This window comes from Lysinibacillus sp. NPDC094403, from assembly GCF_050278745.1.
In the GTDB taxonomy this organism is placed as follows: Bacteria; Bacillota; Bacilli; order Bacillales_A; family Planococcaceae; genus Lysinibacillus.
In genome coordinates, this window is the sequence record NZ_JBNNTL010000023.1 from 16,769 (window position 1) to 37,607 (window position 20,839).

21 protein-coding genes, 1 pseudogene and 1 riboswitch are annotated in these 20,839 nt (G+C 35.8%); of the genes and pseudogenes, 10 read left to right on the top strand and 12 right to left on the bottom strand.

The features are described from left to right. Positions 1-39: 39 nt before the first annotated feature. Entirely contained in the window at positions 40-1,773 is a 1,734-nt protein-coding gene (locus ACQKMV_RS21460) for an ABC transporter ATP-binding protein (RefSeq protein WP_427506364.1), read from the bottom strand. After that, positions 1,770-3,512, bottom strand: a complete 1,743-nt coding sequence (locus tag ACQKMV_RS21465) for an ABC transporter ATP-binding protein (RefSeq protein WP_427506365.1) — start codon at positions 3,510-3,512, stop codon at positions 1,770-1,772. Before ACQKMV_RS21465 ends, ACQKMV_RS21460 begins: the two co-directional genes overlap by 4 nt. 538 nt (positions 3,513-4,050) lie before the next feature. Here ACQKMV_RS21465 and ACQKMV_RS21470 point away from each other — a divergent pair. The 7 genes from ACQKMV_RS21470 to ACQKMV_RS21500 all read left to right on the top strand — a co-directional run bounded on the left by ACQKMV_RS21470 (position 4,051) and on the right by ACQKMV_RS21500 (position 10,682). Beyond that, the gene (locus tag ACQKMV_RS21470) at positions 4,051-4,500 is read left to right on the top strand and encodes a VOC family protein (RefSeq protein WP_427506367.1); all 450 of its coding nucleotides are present in this window, start codon (positions 4,051-4,053) and stop codon (positions 4,498-4,500) included. Positions 4,501-5,606: 1,106 nt separating this feature from the next. Next, positions 5,607-5,969 (top strand): fluoride efflux transporter CrcB, encoded by a 363-nt coding sequence (gene crcB / locus ACQKMV_RS21475; protein ID WP_427506368.1) that lies wholly within the window; start codon positions 5,607-5,609, stop codon positions 5,967-5,969. Further along, the gene (locus ACQKMV_RS21480; RefSeq protein WP_427506369.1) at positions 5,966-6,295 is read left to right on the top strand and encodes a fluoride efflux transporter FluC; all 330 of its coding nucleotides are present in this window, start codon (positions 5,966-5,968) and stop codon (positions 6,293-6,295) included. Before crcB ends, ACQKMV_RS21480 begins: the two co-directional genes overlap by 4 nt. A 30-nt stretch (positions 6,296-6,325) precedes the next feature. Next, entirely contained in the window at positions 6,326-6,673 is a 348-nt protein-coding gene (locus ACQKMV_RS21485; RefSeq protein WP_427506371.1) for a hypothetical protein, read from the top strand. Positions 6,674-7,864: 1,191 nt separating this feature from the next. Beyond that, positions 7,865-8,392 carry a hypothetical protein gene (locus ACQKMV_RS21490; protein ID WP_427506373.1) on the top strand — a complete coding sequence of 176 codons (528 nt, stop codon included), beginning with the start codon at positions 7,865-7,867 and terminating at the stop codon, positions 8,390-8,392. 19 nt (positions 8,393-8,411) lie between these two features. Beyond that, positions 8,412-8,798 carry a hypothetical protein gene (locus ACQKMV_RS21495; protein WP_427506374.1) on the top strand — a complete coding sequence of 129 codons (387 nt, stop codon included), beginning with the start codon at positions 8,412-8,414 and terminating at the stop codon, positions 8,796-8,798. 382 nt (positions 8,799-9,180) lie between these two features. Further along, a riboswitch (SAM riboswitch) is annotated at positions 9,181-9,289 on the top strand. 109 nt (positions 9,290-9,398) lie between these two features. Next, positions 9,399-10,682: a Na+/H+ antiporter NhaC family protein gene (locus tag ACQKMV_RS21500; protein WP_427506376.1), complete on the top strand. Its 1,284-nt coding sequence runs from the start codon at positions 9,399-9,401 to the stop codon at positions 10,680-10,682. Between the two features lie 405 nt (positions 10,683-11,087). On the opposite strand, the gene ACQKMV_RS21505 is transcribed toward ACQKMV_RS21500, so the two are convergent. The 6 genes from ACQKMV_RS21505 to ACQKMV_RS21530 all read right to left on the bottom strand — a co-directional run bounded on the left by ACQKMV_RS21505 (position 11,088) and on the right by ACQKMV_RS21530 (position 15,314). Beyond that, positions 11,088-11,558, bottom strand: a complete 471-nt coding sequence (locus tag ACQKMV_RS21505) for a peptide-methionine (S)-S-oxide reductase (protein WP_427506377.1) — start codon at positions 11,556-11,558, stop codon at positions 11,088-11,090. Positions 11,559-11,804: 246 nt separating this feature from the next. Further along, complete coding sequence (locus ACQKMV_RS21510) at positions 11,805-12,143, bottom strand: hypothetical protein (RefSeq protein ID WP_427506379.1); 339 nt, start codon at positions 12,141-12,143, stop codon at positions 11,805-11,807. Between the two features lie 177 nt (positions 12,144-12,320). Further along, positions 12,321-13,520 carry an MFS transporter gene (locus ACQKMV_RS21515; RefSeq protein ID WP_427506380.1) on the bottom strand — a complete coding sequence of 400 codons (1,200 nt, stop codon included), beginning with the start codon at positions 13,518-13,520 and terminating at the stop codon, positions 12,321-12,323. 451 nt (positions 13,521-13,971) lie between these two features. Further along, on the bottom strand, positions 13,972-14,517 hold the full coding sequence (locus ACQKMV_RS21520; protein WP_427506382.1) for a DUF2812 domain-containing protein: 546 nt from the start codon (positions 14,515-14,517) through the stop codon (positions 13,972-13,974). Then, entirely contained in the window at positions 14,507-14,833 is a 327-nt protein-coding gene (locus tag ACQKMV_RS21525) for a PadR family transcriptional regulator (protein ID WP_427506384.1), read from the bottom strand. Before ACQKMV_RS21525 ends, ACQKMV_RS21520 begins: the two co-directional genes overlap by 11 nt. A gap of 172 nt (positions 14,834-15,005) precedes the next feature. Continuing rightward, positions 15,006-15,314 carry an antibiotic biosynthesis monooxygenase family protein gene (locus ACQKMV_RS21530; protein ID WP_427506385.1) on the bottom strand — a complete coding sequence of 103 codons (309 nt, stop codon included), beginning with the start codon at positions 15,312-15,314 and terminating at the stop codon, positions 15,006-15,008. A gap of 91 nt (positions 15,315-15,405) precedes the next feature. On the opposite strand from ACQKMV_RS21530, the gene ACQKMV_RS21535 reads away from it, so the two are divergent. Further along, a complete protein-coding gene (locus tag ACQKMV_RS21535) occupies positions 15,406-16,092 on the top strand; it encodes an ArsR/SmtB family transcription factor (protein ID WP_427506387.1) in 687 nt (228 codons plus the stop codon). A 36-nt stretch (positions 16,093-16,128) separates the two neighbouring features. On the opposite strand, the pseudogene ACQKMV_RS21540 reads toward ACQKMV_RS21535, so the two are convergent. After that, positions 16,129-17,014 (bottom strand): annotated as a pseudogene (locus ACQKMV_RS21540) (DMT family transporter). Positions 17,015-17,175: 161 nt separating this feature from the next. Here ACQKMV_RS21540 and ACQKMV_RS21545 point away from each other — a divergent pair. Together ACQKMV_RS21545 and ACQKMV_RS21550 are read left to right on the top strand one after the other, a co-directional pair. Further along, positions 17,176-17,847: a response regulator transcription factor gene (locus ACQKMV_RS21545; RefSeq protein WP_427506388.1), complete on the top strand. Its 672-nt coding sequence runs from the start codon at positions 17,176-17,178 to the stop codon at positions 17,845-17,847. After that, complete coding sequence (locus ACQKMV_RS21550; RefSeq protein WP_427506390.1) at positions 17,847-19,082, top strand: sensor histidine kinase; 1,236 nt, start codon at positions 17,847-17,849, stop codon at positions 19,080-19,082. The genes ACQKMV_RS21545 and ACQKMV_RS21550 overlap by 1 nt, the downstream gene beginning before the upstream one ends. A 36-nt stretch (positions 19,083-19,118) precedes the next feature. Here ACQKMV_RS21550 and ACQKMV_RS21555 read toward each other — a convergent pair whose 3' ends face one another. From ACQKMV_RS21555 to ACQKMV_RS21565, 3 genes are read right to left on the bottom strand one after another with little or no spacing between them, the layout of a single operon-like run. Next, positions 19,119-19,673, bottom strand: a complete 555-nt coding sequence (locus tag ACQKMV_RS21555; protein WP_427506392.1) for a ferric reductase-like transmembrane domain-containing protein — start codon at positions 19,671-19,673, stop codon at positions 19,119-19,121. Then, on the bottom strand, positions 19,674-20,573 hold the full coding sequence (locus ACQKMV_RS21560) for an FAD:protein FMN transferase (RefSeq protein ID WP_427506393.1): 900 nt from the start codon (positions 20,571-20,573) through the stop codon (positions 19,674-19,676). It abuts the gene before it with no gap. A 13-nt stretch (positions 20,574-20,586) separates the two neighbouring features. Further along, positions 20,587-20,829: a hypothetical protein gene (locus ACQKMV_RS21565; RefSeq protein ID WP_427506394.1), complete on the bottom strand. Its 243-nt coding sequence runs from the start codon at positions 20,827-20,829 to the stop codon at positions 20,587-20,589. Positions 20,830-20,839 lie beyond the last annotated feature (10 nt).

Below are 20,839 nucleotides of genomic sequence, written 5' to 3' on the forward strand. Positions count from 1 at the left end.
GCTTCATTTATACTATTCTCTCTGTAACCATTCAAATTATTATTGCAATGAATTCGCCTGCATTTGATACATTTTTTCGTAAATGCCGCCCTGTGCTAATAGCTCATCATGTGTACCACGCTCAACAATCTTACCTCGATCTAAGACAAGAATACGATCTGCATTTTTAATAGTAGAAAGTCGGTGAGCGATAATGAATGTTGTACGTCCTTTTTTCAGTACATCCATCGCATGTTGAATAATCTCCTCTGTTTCCGTATCGATATTAGAAGTAGCCTCATCTAAAATTAAAATAGCCGGGTCAAAGGCAAGGGCACGCGCAAAGGAAATTAACTGACGCTGCCCAGATGACAGTGTGCTCCCCTTCTCAATAACAGGCTCGTCATAACCATTTGGTAAGTTCGCTAAAACACGTTCCCCACCAACAGCCTTTAATGAAGTTTCTATTTTTTCTCGTGAAATTTTAGGATTATTCAGGCTGACGTTCGAAGCAATTGTACCTGTAAATAAGTATGGGTCCTGTAGAACAATGCCCATATGTTCACGCATTGTTTGACGAGGAACTGAAGTAATATCAATTCCATCAATCGTAATTTTCCCTTTAGATGGGTCATAGAAACGGAACAATAAGTTCATAATAGAACTTTTCCCAGATCCTGTATGACCTACTAAGGCAATGGTTTCACCTTGATGTGCTTCAAATGATAGGTTCTTTAATACGTACTCATCATTTTTATAAGCAAAAGAAACATCCTCGAACATCACATTTCCTTTATATCTTGGTAAACTTTTTTCAGATACCGGCTCCCCGTTAATATCTAACACTTCAAAGACACGCTTTCCTGCAACAAGTGAGCGCTCAAGCTGAGAAAATTGATTGACGATATTCGTTATCGGATTAAATAATCGCGTTAAATAATCGACAAAGGCATATAATGTCCCCGCAGAAATAACTTCTGTTGCCGTAAATGACTGTGTACCAAAGTAGAAAATAAAGATCGTAAACATAAGAAGCCTTAATGTATTAACAAGGTTGAAGGAAGTTGCAGAATCAAGGAAAAGTAGCTTACGTTCATATGCATAATGCTCATTATTCATGTCATCAAATTCCTTCGTCATTTGCTGCTCACGACGGAATGCTTGAATAATCGTCATCCCTTGAATCGATTCATTAATCATTGCGTTAATATCGGCAATTTTCGTTCTAATAACATCATTATATTTCGAAGCAACTTTACGGTATAAAATCATCCATAAATAAACGACTGGTACCATAGCCAATGCTAGGAACGCCATTTTCCAATTTAAAATGAAGAGTGCGATATAAACACCCAAAATAGATATTAAACTCGTAACGAAGTTTGAAAGTACTTGCACATATAAATTACGAACAGCCTCGGTATCATTCGTTACACGGGCTACAATTTTCCCTGCTGGTAAATTATCGAAGTATTGAATTGGCAATGTTTGAATATGCTCAAATACATCCTTACGTAATTTTTGTACAACACGGTTGGCCCCCATTTGTAAATAGATATACATAAAATAGCGTAAAACAGCTGTAGCTATTGCTAAAAGTAAATAGACAAGTAATAGCCAGGTGATTGGTTTTAATTCAATGCGGCCAACTGTCATGTAATTATCAATGATATGCTTCGCAATAAACGGCCCAACAAGCTCCGTAAAGACGGCGATTGTTAAGAAAAATAGTCCAAGTAGTATCGGTTTTTTAAAATACATTGCATAGCGTGTTAAACGTTGACTCGTACTCATGAGGCACCTCCTTCTAGCTGCTGACGGTCAAATTGCTCTTTATACCATCCTTGTTGTGAAAGAAGCTGCTCATGTGTTCCCTGCTCTACAATTTGGCCTTCATCTAGCACGATAATTAAATTGGCGTGCTGAATTCCTGATAAACGATGCGTAGTAATAATCGTCGTTTTGTCTTGTCGCTCTCGCTGTATATTTTCAATAATTCGTGCCTCTGTTTTGGCATCTACAGCAGAAAGCGAGTCATCAAGCATTAAGATTTCAGGGTCTTTAATAAGAGCACGCGCAATGGAAACACGTTGCTTTTGACCACCTGAAAGAGATACTCCCTTTTCACCAACAAGTGTCTCAAGGCCCATTGGTAAATTTTTTAAATCCTTTTCAAAGTATGCTGCACGAATCGCCTGGTGCAATTCAGCCTGTGTAGCATCTTCTTTCCCAAATAAAATATTTTCACGAATGGTACGTGAGAATAGAACATGATCCTGTGGAACATAACCAATCCAGTCGAGTAACTGTTCCTTCGTTTGTGCAGTAATATCTACTCCATCAATCGATAGCTGTCCTTCGCCGATTGGATACTCGCGTAATAATTGTCGCAGGAAGGTCGTTTTTCCCGCTCCTGTTTTACCAACAATTCCAAGTGTTTGCCCCTTTTTCAACGACAGCGAAATTTCCTGGAGGTTTTTTACCTGACTCATCGGATATTGGAATGTTAAATCATCAAAGCCAATCGCATTCGGTGTCGCAATCGTTCGTGGATTCGAAATATTCCGAACATCCGCCTCATAGTTTAGCGTTTCTTGTACACGATCAAGAGAAGCGTTACCTTGCTGCATCACATTTATAAGTTCCCCAATTGCAAATATTGGCCAAACTGCTAGCCCCAAGTAAACATTGAACGTTACAAGCTGCCCAACTGTCATAGCCTCAGTTGAGACTAAATGAGCACCATAGCCAAGCGCTACGACATAACTAATCCCAGTACCGACCTTTGTAATCGGTCCAAATAAGGCGTTAATTTTTGCGGTATGCATATTTTTTTCATACACAATCTCGCTCATCTCCGCAAAATTTGTTTCGTCCTTTTTTTCTTGTACGTATGCCCGTACAACTCGCACACCTGCAACCGACTCTAGAACACTATCATTCAACTCTCCAAAAGCATCCTGCGCCTTCATATAGCGTTCATGTACAATTTTCCCTAAATATTGAATAAGGATGGCCATGATCGGCACTGGCAGCATTGCAAAAAAAGTAAGCTTCCACGAAATCATAATACCCATGGCAAAAATAATAAAGCCCATATAGATTGTGGAATCAATCAATGTCATAATCCCGAATCCAGCAGTCAACGACACTGCGTTTAAATCATTTGTCGCACGTGCCATTAAATCTCCGGTACGGTTTTTCTCATAAAACGTCGGTGTCATGCGCAAAAAATGCTGCATAAGGTTTCGACGTAAAATTTTCTCTAGGTTAATGGCCCCTTCAAATAATCTGAATTGCCACACAAAATTAAGGACATAGCCCCCAATCATGATACACACAAAAATCAAAATATACTTCGTTAAAAGGGCTGATGTCATTTCCCCAGCAGTCAATATATCAATAATTGACCCTAGTAAATACGGTGGAACAACTTCTAAGCCGCTCGCAACCATTAGTAGCACGACCGCTATTGTATATTGTTTCCAGTATTTCTTAAAAAACCAGCTTAATTTACTTAAAACATCAAACATACTTTATAACCTTCTTTCTCTAGTGCTGTTAAAGCTTTGCTACCCACTATCCATAAATTTCTTGATGAAAATCATTTTTTGTACTTTGTTTCGCATACACATGCACTCCCTTTTTATGATCACTACAACCCTTTTTTGCAACAAAAAAGACACATACCCAAAAAAAGAGCATGTGTCTTTTCATAAAAGGCCAGGAGTTACCCATGCCCTTTATTTGCAACGCAAAATAAAAAGTTAGAAGACATGGACAATGTATGCAGTTGTGATTTGAAATGATACTGGTAAAATTAACATCGTCATGCCCTCCTTTACTTAAGATTGTTATAGTGTTATTGAAGATTATCACACTTTAGAAATATTTGTCAACCAACTCACTGTTATTTTTTACGTTTTTCAGGAAATAATTAACGCTTTAAAGTAACGAATTGCTAAATTTACAATCTAGAAACAAGAAGTAAATCCAGAAATTTAGAATTAAATACTACGACAACTTTTTATATTGACTTTAACGCGACGTAAACCTTTATGGTTAGTTTGTATGAACCTAAAGGAGGAAGAAAACATGCATGAATTTTATCAAATGCCATTATTCGTAAAGCTAAAAGTAAGAGATATAGAAAAGTCAAAGGAATGGTATGGAAACGTACTAAATTTCAATTCTGTATTTGATTTTCCAGATGCTAACGGAATAACTTCAATGACACATTTGAGAGGAACAAAGTACCAAGATTTGATGTTATTACAGGCTGCAGAAGTCAACACCTCTGACTCAGTCATTATTAATTTATTCTCCAGTGATATTTACAGTATTTATCAAGCAGCACTGGATAATAAAACGAAGATCATTCAACAACCGACAGTTCAACCATGGAATGCAAAAGAATTAACTTTAGAAGATCCAGATGGTTATGTTTATACAGTAACTGAAAGCGTTGATTCTAATAAAGACTTTGGTACTGTTATTGACAATGTTAAAGATCAATTATAGCTTCCACTATTTCAGCGGATGTTTGGACACTTGCTGAAAAGTTCTGGAAGGCCCTAGCGAACAAAGCCAGTTCGATAGGATCCAAATCGATTTATCGGAACAATCTTGAGATTTATCGGAACAAATTTTTGATTTATCGGAACAATTCCACGATTTATAGGAACAAGTTCAAGATTTATCGGAACAATTCTGTGATTTGTCGCCTAACTTTAATTTATTGCTCAACTTTTTTAACTTATCGCCTAACTTTTTTAATTTATCAACCAACTTTTTAAATTTATCAACCAACTTTTTAAATTTATCAACCAACTTTCTAAATTTATCAACTAACTTTAATTTATCGCCCACTTCACAAAAAAAACAAAGAACCGCTAACCGTTGCGAGCCAGAAAAGGGAGTTGAGTCCAAGCAGCAACCTGTAATCTAACTAGACTTACCCCTCTTGGAAAACAAGTGCAAAGAATGTTTCCTGATTTCCATTAAGGGTGTAAAAATGCATCCATCTTTGCTTACTCCAACAACTATCGGTGTACTAGTAATATGCCAATGCCACAAACTCCGTCCTTAGCAAGTTGAATATAAGAGACACTAACACTAAGCTGAAACGTCGTTTACTGTTTTGAATTTTACGGTGTGCTTTCTAAGCTCCCAGCCCTATAACAATAATAATAATTATTTAGTAATTTATTATTTAGTAATTAATTATTAATTAGTAGTGACGGTTTTTCCGCTAGCGGGTTTTCCCCTCATGGATTTTCCGTCAACGGATTAACCGTTATCGGATTTTCAGTCAACGGTGTAATTAGTGTTTGAATCCTAATAATTATGCCTCCTTGTTAATTATATACATATTAAGAGATGATATAGGGACATTAACTACGACGTATTTTGGCAGAAATTATAAGAATCTTAATCGACGATATTATAAAATAATATTCAAGAAGTCAAAATAAACTATAGAACGAAAACATTTGAACCAAAGTTGGTAAAACAGTATAAGCTATAATGTTTGGGCTCACTTTGATATTTTTGAACTGAAACATATCTAAAATAATTATCACGTGATACACTTTTCCATATAGACATTTTAATAAGGAGTCTTTACGTTGAAATCATTTTTAGCTGTTGGGATTGGCGGATTTTTGGGTGCCATCTGTCGATATATCCTCGGTTTAGCACTTTCGAATAACGGTGGTTTTCCATTTGCGACACTTTGCATAAACTTAATCGGTTGCTTTTGTTTAGCATGGCTATTTACTACGTTTACAAAGCGTACGCCTGTTATTTTAGGAATTGGGACTGGCTTTTTTGGAGCCTTTACGACCTTTTCGACTTTTTCTTTAGAAACGCTATTACTTTTGCAGGATAGTAAGTGGCTACAAGCTGTTCTTTATATTTTAATGAGTGTTTTTGGCGGTTTAGCTTGTGCATGGCTAGGATTTAAGCTAGCAAAGGGGCGCATCGTATGATAGTTATTGGTATCGGTGGATTTTTGGGTGCACTAACGAGATTTTATCTAGGAAAATTGATTGTCCATACATACCCATGGGCAACATTTTTGATCAATATAACGGGTTCTTTTGCTCTTGGCTTTCTATTTGCATTACATCCAAGTGATTGGATTTGGCATTTTATAGGGCTTGGTTTTTTAGGAGCTTATACGACTTTTTCAACATTCGGTTTTGAATGTTTGACGCTTTTGGAGCAGAAAAAATGGAGACAAGTAATTGTTTATATAAGCACTACAGTTTTATTTGGTTTACTTTTTGCTGCACTTGGCTTTTTCCTTGTGTAGCAGCATTTTTAAGAAGCTAGAGGTGATTTTTTGACACAGCCATCCATTGAACAATTACAAGCACTCGAAGCTGAAATTGAACAAACACTTTATACTTTAATCGACCTAGAACTAGAAGAAAACTTTCCAGAAATGAATACACGCTTTGCACAATTACTTGCAAAGGTACAGGCTGCACAGTTAATTGATTATAAGCTTGATGTCCTCGTTGATCCTCAAGCATTTGCAACAGAAACTTGTATTCTACTGCAAAGTTTAATAGAGGCAAAGAATAGACCACATAAAAGGCAACGACTTCTAACACACCGTATGATTCTAAAAATATGGCTGCGTAAAAATCAACGCTTTATGACGGAATTTTTACCACAAATGTTTTAGGCGCCTTTCTCAAGGGCGTCTCTTTTTAAAGTTGCAATTGCTGCAACACTTCCTTTATTTCCCCCTTCAATTGATCAATTATACCAAGCAAAAATTTAAGAATAATTAATGATGCCATCTATCAGGTACAGGGAGAAATTTATTTTACCAAAGAGCGCGATCTTCTGAAAAAAAGATTAGCAAAACTGACTTTAGATTATTGAAGAGAGCATCTATCGAAATACACCTTGGTATTTCAATCCATAACCTTTTGTATGCAACTAATCATTATTTAACCTCCTTCTTCTTCTACTTGTTATAGCGATGCTGATGAAGTTACGGCTAACTCTACATTCACACACATGAGTAATAATTACTTGCTCCATTTTTTCATTAAATATTTCTGCTTTGTAGCTATTCTCAAAGTGAACCACCCTCTATTAACTCAACTAACAACCTGTCCGTTCTGCAATACTTCAAGATCTATTCCTCAGCGATTGTCACACACATCGATACTTACCGTGTTAGAAATCAAAGTTTTGATTTTCTGACTTTTATCAATTTTTGTTCAATTTATGCCAAAACTTGATTTTAAAACTTTTATAGACTGGTAGCACAAGGTTCTCTATAGGACTTTATAAGGACTTTAATACCTCTATTTAGATGTAGAAATCTAGTTTTTACTAGGCTTCTTTTCTTTCTTATAAGGATTATCTGTGATTTCAAACTCCAAGAAGAGTGTTTTTTCTGAATTTTATCAATTTTTGTTCAATTATCAACGAAAGTTGATTTTGAAACTTTTGTAGCTAATGGTATGGTACTAACAAAATCAAAAAGGAGGGAGCATAATTATGAAAACATCTGAAGAAACCAACTAAGCATATTTATTCAATGCTTAGACAATATGGGAGGATTAGTATCATAAACATCTTATAAAATTGTTACTGCTTTTCTATTGAGTAATAGATTTATAGCATTAGTATAACTGCATTGTTACGTTGGTTGTTGGTCACTCTCATTTGTCATGAAATTTGATTGTGAAATCTATTTATATTAATTCAATTTGATTTACCACATCACTTTAGGTTCATAGGTTATTTGTATAAATATAATGCAATCTAACATGAAAACCTATGTTTTGATTTCCGTATTTCACCAAAACGAATATTATATAAACTATTTAAAAATAACCAAAGAAAAGGATGGTATTTTATGTTCAAGAAATCTATAGTAGCTTTATCTTCTGGAGTTCTAACTGCATCAGTCCTATTTCCATTTGGAGGAACAAACTATGCTAAGGCTAGTGAAATAGAAAATCCACCACAAGTTACTGAAAGTTTAGCAACGACATTAACGATAATTGAGTATGATTTCAGTAGTAATGTGTTACCATTAGATGGTACACAATTAAATGAAAATGAAAACGAAGATAAAAATGAAATTCAATCACGTGGTATTAAAAAGTGGATTACTACTCAGGCACTTAAAGGAACTGCTAAAGCTCTACGTAGTGGTGGTTCGGTTATTAATACTGTGGCTTCACAATTAACAAAGTCGGAAGCTAAAATATTCACTAAACATACAAATACAATCGCCAATGCATTAGAAGATTTAGTTAGACGCGGGGACGTAGTTGAAGATGCTATTATGGATACAGTGGCATCAGCATTAATGAATGTTGGTGTAAAATCATCGACTGCTAGAACTATCGCTAATATTTTTACATTCTTTGCATTTTAATTTAGGAGGTTAAGTAATAATGTCGTTATCATCAGAAGAAAGAATTTCACAACTTGAAAAAAGAGTAGAAAAACATTCTTTTCAAATTAGAATACTGCAAAAATTAGCAGCTAATTATGATATGTTTGGTGTGTTTGACCAAATATTAGCCTACGATTTAGGAGAAGACGAATTCAACGAACTTCAAAATTTGACTAGAATGTACGAGGAAAAACTTGATAATAACGAGGTTATCACTCTAGAGGAATTCACCTCCAAATTCACTAATATTATAGATAGAAGTGGATTGTTACAAAATAGATCTCAATCAGAGGTTAATACATTTATTAAACTTTGGTTGAATGGTCCTACTGGTGGCATAGGGTTCTCAAAAGGACTTTATGAGTACTTTAATACCTCTAATTAAATGCAGAAGTCTAGTTTTACTAGGCTTCTTAGCCATACTACAACTCTTTAAACTCCATTCCCCACCAATCGCACCACCTAAATATCTGACGCGTTAATTGTTCAAAACACTAATTTATTGTTCAAGTAGCTTCCTATTGTAATTAAGAAGATTCATATTTAGATATGCGTGGTCTTACCTCGAAAATCAAATTAAAAAATGACCCTCTCCATTCTCCACCAATACGCTCAAATCCCAATACCCATAATTTAACACTTTACTCTTTGGTCGCCTTAACGCTGACTTTTCCGAGAGTTTTTTATACTTTGTTTAAAAATATGTTGCAAATATTGAATTTTTATTTTATTCTAATACTATTGTGAAAAAAATATAATATTTTTGCTTCTTATCAAGAGAGATGGAGGGACTGGCCCGATGATATCTCGGCAGCGGAACTTAGTGATTTAAGTTACTGTGCCAAATCCAGCAAGCAATGGCTTGATAGATAAGAGGAGTGTTTTATAGATATAAGGCCTCTTCTTGTTGTTTCAAGATGAGGTCTTTTTTATGTAAAAAAATGGGCAAAGGTCGTGTCCCTTTTTAATTTTTGGAGGTAGAACAATGAAGAAAGAGAATCCATGGGCGCTGATCCCATTTGTTGTTTTTTTAATTTTATTTATTGGTTCAGGAGTTATTACAGGTGATTTTTATGCCTTTCCTGTCATTGTAGCCATCGCCATTTCGGGCGCTGTGGCTCTGGCGATGAATCGAAAAGAATCGTTTTCGCGAAAGGTTGATATTTTTTGCAAAGGCGCAGGAAATTTAAATGTCATGCTGATGGTTGTTATTTTTCTCTTGGCTGGGGCCTTTTCAGAGGTAGCAAAAGGTATGGGGGCAGTGGACTCCACTGTTAACTTTGCTTTGTCGGTCATTCCGGAAAACCTGCTTGTCGTAGGCTTGTTCATCATTGCCTGCTTTATCTCCCTATCAATGGGTACATCGGTAGGAACAATTGTTGCACTGGCGCCAATTGGAGTTGGGATAAGCGAGCATACAGAGTTTTCCATGGCTTTAGTAATGGCGGCGATTGTTGGCGGTTCGATGTTTGGCGATAATTTATCCTTTATTTCAGATACAACAATTACTGCCGTTCGTTCACAAGGCGCACAAATGAAGGATAAATTTAAGGTGAATTTTTGGATTGTGTTGCCGGCAGCTATTGTAACGAGCATTATTTTAGGGTTAATCACAATGGGTGAAACGACAGCACAAGTAGAGCATTTAAGCTATAGTTGGGTAAAAATTGTTCCCTATGTGTTAGTTATTATTTTTGCGTTAGTTGGAATGAATGTTTTCCTTGTTCTAGCATTTGGGATTGTTCTCGCCGGGGCTGTTGGTTTAGCAGATGGTAGCTATCATTTAATGAACCTTTTGCAAAAGATTGGCGAAGGAATGTCAGGCATGTATGAAATGGCATTTCTTGCGATATTAATAGCTGGAATGGTGGAGATTATTAAGTTTAACGGAGGAATTGACTTTCTGCTTCACCTTGCGACACGAAGAATAAAATCGAAAAAGGGTGCTGAATTTGGGATTGCTGGCCTTGTGGGCCTAACTAATTTATCTACAGCCAATAATACGATAGCTATTTTAATTGCTGGTCCACTTGCAAAAAATATTGCTGAACAGTATGAGATTGAGCCAAGAAAGTCCGCAAGTATATTAGATATTTTCTCTTGTACGATTCAAGGCCTTCTACCATACGGAGCCCAATTCCTAGCAGCCGCAAGCGTAGCTGGAATATCGCCAGTGAGCATGCTACAATACTCTTTCTATCCAATCCTTATAGGAATCTGCGGGAGCATCGCGATCCTCATCGGATACCCTGCAAAAAAGAAAGCCTGAATTTCACCACTATCAATTATACTTCGGCATAATTGCGTCTGGATAGGCTTTGTGCTTAGGCTAACATCCTATGCGAACTCCTTTCCGATTCAGTGATATCCGCCGTCATTTTACATTGAAATATTCCAATCGTTTTGAGAAAAATAATTAAAACGATTGGATTTTTTATTGGCTGTTTTCTTATAGATTGTTGCTGTTAATACACAAAGACCAAGTTGATTCTACGCATTTAGTAGATTAACTTGGTCTTTAGTAAATCCTTCTTTAGTTTAATAAGAACAGAGATGCTAATTAAACAATCGCGCCCGAACGTTGAAAATGATTAAACAGTTCTGTTCCCCTTATAATATGGTAAAGCATTTCTGAAAACTATAGATCCCATAAACCATCTTTTAATAATCTCCCCTACTTATACTTACTTAATATTTCTTCTGGAATATGACAATAATCATTTGGACATCTAGCTAACCTATCTTGATGTTCTTCTGCACTTCTTATATAGTTTGTAAGAGGTAATACTTCAACAACAATAAGGTCGTAATCATTTCTCTCACAAAGAAACGCCTTTGCCTCTTCTAAGTGTTCAGGATTTTCACTATATACTCCTGTTCTGTATTTCTCGCCAACATCCTGTCCTTGTTTATTCAAACTGTATGGGTCAATGATTTCAAATAAATACCCCATTAATTCCCTGATTGTTACAACTGTCGGATCAAATCCTGTTTTTACACATTCGGCATAACCATCATAATCACCCTCAAGTGTATGACTTGTTCCATTAGCTCTTCCTGCTTCTGTAAACTTAACCCCAGGTAAAGTTTTTATAAAAGCTTGTACTCCCCATAAACATCCACCTGCAAAATATACTACTTCCATATTGACTCTCCTCTTTGTTTTAAAAAATTCATTCCAAGTAAATTGGAGGAAAAAAATGTAATTACTAAGTCTACTACACATTAAAATAATGACAAATTTTATTATTCCACATTATGACCCGATTGTTGAACACAAATCAAACAATGCTCTTCAACTAACTTGCACCGTTAGTACAATAATAAAAAAGAGCTGTCTAAGCAGCTCAACGTTCTTCAAGTAAAGCACCCGTTTGCTCAAGAAGTAAAGTTATTTTTCTCCATATTTTCCACTTCTAATTGCTTTTCGATACTTTCCATCTTCCTCAATAGCTATTGCTTCATCCGTATTAATGCCTTTTATCGAATAATACTTAGTCCCCTTTTTGTACTTGTTTGAAAAGTTTCCAGGGTAAGTCCCTTCCTTGTCCGAATGTTTGGTAACTTGACCAATCTCTTCATTTATTTCATTTACATACTCTTCGCTAATTTCATAAATATATCCATCCCAAATAACAAATGATGAATTCCAGTCAGCACTTGAAGAACAGCCTGCAATAACCTGAATAGAAAATATAAATATACTGAAAATAGAATGTTTAACCTTCACAATTTCACCCCTTTAATTTCGATATTCAAGTCTCATTCTTGAACAAACCTGCTCCGTTAATTGAAATAGCAACAACCTTTAAGAAAACAGCCTTTTTATTTGAGGCTATTCATTTTACAGATGCTTATTTAGAAAAAATTTAAACTATCAGATATAGTCAATACTTAAAAATTACAATTACACTTTCTCGTTATTTAACTCGTAACGTCTATATTTGACCATAAATACAATTCCAAGAATTGGTCCAATCGCTAATATTGTAAAGACCCACTCCCAACCAATGATCCTCTGTATAATAGGGATTAGATTTATAGAAAATATAGTAAGGAGGAAGCCAATACACATTTGAAAAGTAAGGGCTGTACCTACATAATCAACTTCGGCTATTTCTGAAACTGCTGCAGAAAATTGGGCGGAATCAGATATAACAGACACCCCCCAAATCATGGAGATTATTAAGGTTAGCCAAATATACTGCCCGAAGGTAAAACCTATTACTATCGAACAGATAGCACTAATAAACATAGAAATAATCGTTAAATTGGCTCTTCCGATTTTATCTGAGATTAGTCCACCTACCACACAACCAATCCCTCCGGCAATTCCTATTGAAATAAAAGATGATAATGCAATAAACCAATGTGGAATTCCTGGTGAATAGGTTAAGAAACTAGCTGTCAAAAAAGCAGGTAGCCATGTCCACATCGCATACAATTCCCACATATGACCGAAATAACCGTAGTTCGCAAGCATTACTGGTTTATTCATAACTACTTTTTTTATTAATTTTAAAGAGAACGGCGATTTATTGGGTACAATCGGAGCATCTTCTAAAATATAAGTAACTATTATAGCCGATAATAAAGCCAATACTGAAGTACTAATTATCACGAGTTTCCAATTTAACGACGAGAAAAACATAACTACAAAATGTGGTAATGATGATCCTAATGTTAATGCTGCTATTAAGACTCCAATTGCAAACCCTCGTTTTTTGGGGAACCATTGCGATAAAATTTTCACAGCTATTGGATAGACACCTGCAAGAGTTACTCCAGTTAAAATTCTAAGTAGAATACCTAAAAAAGCGTAATTCACAAAAATTAGTAAGACATTTAATATTCCGCCTAGAAAAACTGAAATCGCAAAAATCTTTCGGGGATTAAAGCGGTCCGCAACCCCAAAATATGAACTAAACAATGATCCTAGGACAAAGCCAATAGGGATAGCAGCTGAAAGCCAAGATTCTGAATTGGAGCTAAGATTCCAAATTTCAATTAGTTCGGGTGCAATCACTGATGCACTAAACCACAAGCTTAAAGCACATAATTCTGCTAAACCAATCCAGACCAACGCTCTCCAAGAACCTTGAATCATAATACCCCCCAAAAATAAATCAATATAGTTTACAAATTAAAAATAATCTCCAGTGCGCTATATATAGTAACTGTTTCAATTAGTCATGAACCCACGCAATATGTTTTTTGGGAGAAGTATTATCCTTCCCTACAAACAAAATCATTCCTTCGAACAAATCTATTTAAAAATAAAAAGTGAAGCGCTAAAAAAGGTAGAATTGTTATTAAAACAAAAATATTATCAACCTCTTATGAATTAAATAATAACAAATATAGTATAAAATTCCCTTATAAATCTTATTATAGATAAAATAAAATTCGGACGCCCCTTGGAAAGCGCCAAGTCGGAACGGAAATCAATCCCCCCGTTTTGCCGAACACCCTTACTTTATTTAATTGCATATTTTCATTGACACATAATAATTTTCCACAACATGAAAAAACAGCTGATAAGCTTCAGCTGTTCGTTCTTATATATGCTTGGATTTTAATCGTAATTTTTTCCACATATGATAGTAAACCCCACCAGAAGTCATCACTGTTGGAACAGTAAAAACAAAGGAATATATATATCCTTGCTCTGCAATGTGTTGAATTGTCCCAGTGGTAAATGTCATAAATACCCACAAAACCATTGTTAAAACAAGAGTAATGGATGCTGCTAGGTTTAAAGGCTTTGCAAGACGCACTAATTTATCAATAGAAGACTCGGCGTCACTATAAATGGGTGTAGTTTCTGGTGCTGCCTTAAAAATATGCATATATGCACTAGAACAAACATGTGTCCAGCCACCGAAAGCAAATAACTCAAAATACTCCTCTTCTTCATCCTTCTGTAATTTACGATAATCAATACTAAAAATGACGTCTTCTGGTTCACCCTTCTCTAGCCCATAGCCAGCACATCGAAATCTTTTTAAATGCCAACCCTTTGCCGCCTTTTCGCTTAATTTTTTCATATCGCGTTCCTCAGAAAAAGCTAAACCATATGATGCCATATATCTCTTATTTCTCACTATTTTTGCCCCCCTGTAGTCCCTGCTCTGCCAACTGAATCATGACCTTTCTTCGTTCAATATCTTCGAGCAATACTTCTCGACCTTTATCCGTTAAGACATAGACCTTTCTACGAGAATCCGAATCATCGTGTAGCTGAATAAGCTGTTCAGCTAATAATTTTTTAATAATTGTATAAAGGGATGCTGGACCAACTACGAAAGTACCCTTTGTTGTCTCCTCTATTAAACTCATGACCGCATAGCCATGTCGAGGCTCCGTTAAGGCAGCCATAATATAAAAAACAGAATCTGTTAACTGCTCTAATGATTTCATTGTCTACACCTCCAATATATCACAAAACGATATATCATTAAATAATATATCATTTTGTGATATATAGAGCAACTGTATAAAAAATCCCCACCAAGCCGCTACTTAGAGAGGATAAATAAAAGCACGCTCTTTAATTTTCACTGAATTGGGCGATTCCAACGCCTCGATTTAATTACATTATAAAAGAATAATCTTTTATAACTTTACAAATTTCCACATTATATTGCATGTACCATTTTTCTTTTCCGAATTTCTGTGCGACCAGATGTTTTGAATTTTCTTTCCATGCCTGAATAGACTCAAGTGATTCCCAATAGGATACAGTAATGCCCTTCCCTTCAGCATTTCTAGCACTTTCTACACGAAGAAAACCAGGCTGCTTTTGTGCTAGTTCGTCCATCACTTCTGCCATCTTGGCATAGCCTTCTCCATCCTCGTCTGTTCTTTGTGATGTAAAAATTACGGCATAATATGTTTTCATAACTATTTACTCCCACCTTTTTATGTATTATTGTAAACGATAAATACTTTTACGAAAATCGAAATATGGAATGCAGAAAGGATTGTGACAAATGGATATTAATCCAAACATGGCTGAAATCGCTTCTCTTCTTGGAGAAACTTCAAGAGCTACAATGCTTGCTAGTATGATGGATGGTCGTTTTCATACTGCCAGTGAATTAGCTTATATGGCAGCCATTAAGCCCCAGACTGCTAGCTTTCATCTTGCAAAGTTAGTAGATGGTAAACTTGTTAAAGTAGAGAAACAAGGTCGTCATCGATATTTTCAATTAGCAGACGAAGAAATTGCTCATTTACTCGAATCCTTCTTAGCGATTTCTCCACCCCCTGAAGTACGTTCTTTAAAACAATCAAGCCAAATGAAATTATTACAGGGTGCAAGAACTTGCTATGACCATTTAGCTGGTAAACTAGGTGTTCAATTAACAGAATCATTGGTTAATGCTGGTTATTTACAACTAGAGGAAAAAGAATTTCTCATAACAGCTAAAGGAGCACAATTCTTTACAGATTTCGGTCTTGATTTAGATGATTTAAAAAGAAAGCGCCGATCATTTTCCCATGCATGTTTGGATTGGAGTGAACGACGTTATCATCTAGCTGGTGCTCTTGGTCAAGGGATACTTACACATTTATTCAGTTTGGGTTGGGTGACTCGTGTCCCGTCTATTCGTGCCATTAAAGTGACTGAACAAGGAAGGGCTGGATTTAAAGAAGTTTTTCAGTTAGATGTTTAAACTAACAACTGCGTTCATTCCGCGGACAGTCTATACTCAACTTTCTGCAGATATTTTTTTGGCGTTAGCCGTAAAGTTACGGTTCACCAAATAAATACCTGCAATTATAAACAGCCCTCCTACGACTAACGATGGTTTTAATGGTTCATTTAATAGTAGCCAGCCTGTTATCACGCCGAAAAAAGGAGCTAAAAACAAAAAGGCACTCGTTTTTCCAGGATCACTATTTTGTAAAAGATAATACCAGCCTGCAAATTGAACAATTGACGAGAAAATGCTAAGCCATAATATAATGAATACCGAATGAACATTCACAGTAAAAAATGGTTGTTCTAACATAAAACTTGGCCAATATAAGTAGTAATCCACCAAAAAGCATTTGATAGGCTGATAGCACCCATGTATCAAATAGAACACCCCATTTTTTAGCCAGCAGTGTCGCAATTGCCCAAAAAACAGCTGAAAGAATACCAAAAAGAATGCCGATTTCACCTTCAATCTGTATACCCATTGTAATCGTAACACCAATTAACCCCAAGAAAACACTACACCATTGATACAACCGGTAGCGCGCTTTCGTAAATATTGTAGCGAAGATGACGACAAGCAAAGGATTCGTAAATGTTAGAATAGAGGATTCACTTGCTGTAATTGTCCGTAAGCTTAAAAAAATACAGCCCATTACACCCGCAGTTTGAAATGCTCCAATCGTAAAAATTTTCATCCAGCCTTCTTTTGAAGTTGGATGAGGTCTTTTTAACGCTAACACGATGACAGCCATCATTATCCCTGCTAGTATAAAGCGGAGTGCAGCCAATAACAGTGGCGATGCATACGGCAATCCCAATTTGACAATGGCAAATGAGGATCCCATTAAAAATGTCGTTAAAACTAACAATGTTGTAAATTTATAAATATTCATTATTTGTCCCCCTATTTCTATATAAGAACATTATAGATAGGAAAAACTTCAACTCTTATCGAAGTATGGAATACATATAGCGGAGGATGGAACTTTTATCAGTTTCATTTCATTTTTTAAGCGTATACTTAGTTGAATATAGGTAATAGGAGGAAGCTGCCTTGAAAATATTACTAGCAGAAGATGATGCACGATTAAGAAGAAATATCGTTCATATTTTAAAGAAAGAATTTCACAATGTGACAGAAGCGGAGAATGGAAAGGAAGCGCTAGACCACACGCTTACAGAGCAATATGATCTTGTTATTTTAGATTGGATGATGCCATACCTTAGTGGAATTCAAGTGTGCCAGCAGCTACGAAACACTGGATTCAATGGTAGTATATTAATGCTAACAGCGAAAGACGACACAGAGGACATCATCAAAGGACTTGATAGTGGCGCAGATGATTACATAGTAAAGCCATTTAAAATTGAGGAACTGTTAGCAAGAGTTCGCGCATTACTACGAAGAAAAGATAAAGTGATAGAACAGGTCATCCAGATAGATCAATTACAGCTGAATATAGATTCTCGCGTGTTTTTGTACAATAATGAAGTAGTTGATTTAACAAAAAATGAATTTTTACTGTTAGAATATTTATTTATCAATAAAGGTCGTGTACTAACTAGAGAACAAATTTGTATTTATATATGGGGCTATGATTACGATGTTTCGAATAATTCCTTAGATGCTTTAGTCAAACTTGTGAGAAAAAAAATTGATGATGGTCAATCCAAATCACGTATTCAAAATGTTAGAGGGATTGGCTATAAACTGAGGGAAGACTAATGTTTCATAAAACGAAAAAAAAATTATCCTTTTTATATGCAACGCTTTACTTTTTGCTATTTTCACTATTCGTTATTGTGCTATACTTTTCTCTCATGAAATTAATGGAAAATCAACAAATAAACGAATTAGAAGACTTTTATGGTAGGCAAGAGCACGATTTCTTTGAACATGTTCATGCCAACACTAAAACTTTAAATTATGACCCAAATCGCAGTTTTTTTTACTATATTTACACAAAGGATCATAAGTTTGTCCATGGTGATGAATCTTTTAAGGGACTGAAGAATCCGCTCGAAAAAGCGTTTGGCAATAGCAACCCAAATGAAGAACTCATACAGCACTATGAATGGCAGGAAGAGCATTTTCTACTTCTAAAAAAGCCAATTTTCAATGACGATACTGTAGCAGGCTATATTATCGTTGGTAAATCTGTGACGTCACAGCATCATTTTTTCCAAATGACAAAGTACTTACTAATATTATTAACTTGTATTTCAACGGTCTTAATCGGTTTACTGTCCTATTATATGGCTGGAAAAGCGATGGTACCTATTCAATGGTCGTTCGATAAACAAAAAAAATTCGTATCTGATGCATCCCATGAATTACGAACACCATTAAGCATTTTTTATAGTTCACTTGAAATTTTAGAAGTGGAAGAAGCAAAGCAATTAAGCCCTTTCGGAAAAGAATTAATTACGGATTTAAAAGATGAGGCTGAAATAATGAAAGAGCTCATAGAGAAATTGCTGTTCTTAGCAAGACACGATCAGCAGCAGGTTTCCGTTCATAAAGAAATCATACCATTATCAACTTTACTCAAAAAGGTGAGTACGAAATTTCAACGGATTATGCCTCCTGAAATACAGTTTTCTACTGAAATTCAAGAAAACATCGAGTTGCTTGGTGATGCTTCAAAAATACAAGAGCTGCTTTATATTCTATTAGACAATGCGATAAGATATACAAATAGTGGTGCTATAACACTGTCACTTTTAAAAAATAAAGACTCTGTACAAATCACTGTTGCCGATAGTGGCGTTGGTATGACTGAACAGGAATTGCCTTTAGTGTTTGAGCGATTCTACCGAAGTGATGCTGCTCGTCAACGAAATGGCACTGGTTTAGGTCTTGCCATAGCAAAAGCAATAGTGGAGCAACATGATGGAAAAATTTATGCAACAAGTACAGTAGATAAAGGCACTACATTTCATATTGAATTCCCAATATAAAAGAATCGGGGCTTGTCACGACAGCCCCGATTTCTTTTAACTATTGTGTGTTGTTGAAACATTTACTTTGTTCATGAACTGGCTTATTGTTCTTGTTGCCAATACTAACATAGTAATCCCTCCAGAAACTACATAAAACATCATAATCAACGCATTTTCTGTATCTGTTCCTATAAGCACTCCATGAGCAAGTGATATTACCCATGCTGGCAACACAAGAAAGTGAAGTTTTTTCCATAAGGAGCGATTCATTGTTCGAATCCATAAATCCGATGTCATGATGACCATTAAAAACAAATAAAATGCTATTGTTCCAAAAGCCGATGGTATAGATTGATATTTCGCTGTGACAGGAATTAAAATCTCTACTATGCTATAAGGCTCATAATGATCGATTAAAAGCACTAACATATGCGCGATGACGGTGATTAACCCCAGCCATCCAGCATTTTGATGTATATGATAAATTAAATTTTTATGTGATTTGACAAATGATGATTTTCTCAACAAACCAAATATAATGGAAATTGTAAAGTAAAAATACGCTAATAACCCTAATAATCGAATCCATTCCCATGTACTTATAATCATTTATTTCACCCCCGTCATCCTCCAATTTGCTGCTTGCCCTTCTTTAACAATAAAGCGGGCACTTTGTTGACAATTGTTTTCGAACCATTGCTGCAATTGACCCTCAGCCATAAGAAAGCACAGTTTTGCACCAACCTCTGCATCACATAAAGAGGACGTTACGACTGAAGCTTGTAATACTTCTGTATTTGCGATATCACCTGTTTGTCCGTTTAATAAATGATGTTTCTTCTTCGTTCCTTGCATCCAGCTTCGATAAACTCGATTGGAAGTAGCAATGGCACCTGTTTTCATTTTAATCGAGCTAATTTCCTTGTCGATATCCCAGGCATCGGCAACACCGATTGTCCAGGTCTTTTCCCCAGAAGACCACATTTTCATATCCCCTCCCCCGTCTATTAGTCCGAAATCAGGAGATACCTCTTGCTCAAGCCAATTCGCCAATTTTTCAATGGCATACCCTTTGGCAAATCCACCTAAATCAATTTCCTGCTGTGCTACCTTCATAACTTGCCCATCACCTAGAAATTGAAATGGTTGATCTGCAATAAGAGATTTGTGTTGAAATGCCTTACTTTTAGCCGCATCAAATGGGAAAGATTGATTGTAACCATGCTGTTCTAAATGGCATTTAAGATAGGGTGAAAATAAACCATTAGAAAGTTGATAATATTGATCCGCTTGCACTAAACAATCATATAGTAACGAACTAATGCGTAGCGTTTCTCCAATTTCTAAATCATTTACTTGTGATAATTCATTATTTGATTGAAATCTCGACCATTCTTTCGCAACGTATTGAAGCCATTTCTCTGCTTTTTCTTTCCATACAAAATGAACACCTTTTGGCATAGCAATATAAAATTCAGTGTTCATTATTTGTAAAGTTAGTGTATCCACACGACCAACTCCATTAAGTTCTTTTCGTTTTGCGCTCGCTTTTGACAGTAGGTTGACTTGTAATTTCAAAGTTTGTCCAATCCAGCTGTACAAGTTCCTTTTCTTTTTTCGTCATATTGTCCTGATCTACTTCCTGAATATTATTGGTGCGTGTAGTTTCGGCTTCTGTTGGGCTGTTAATTTGGGTTAATATCGCTGCAGATAAAAGTATCCCTGACGCCCCTAAAACCCATTTTGCCTTTTTCGGATCTTTCATAGTGCTTCCC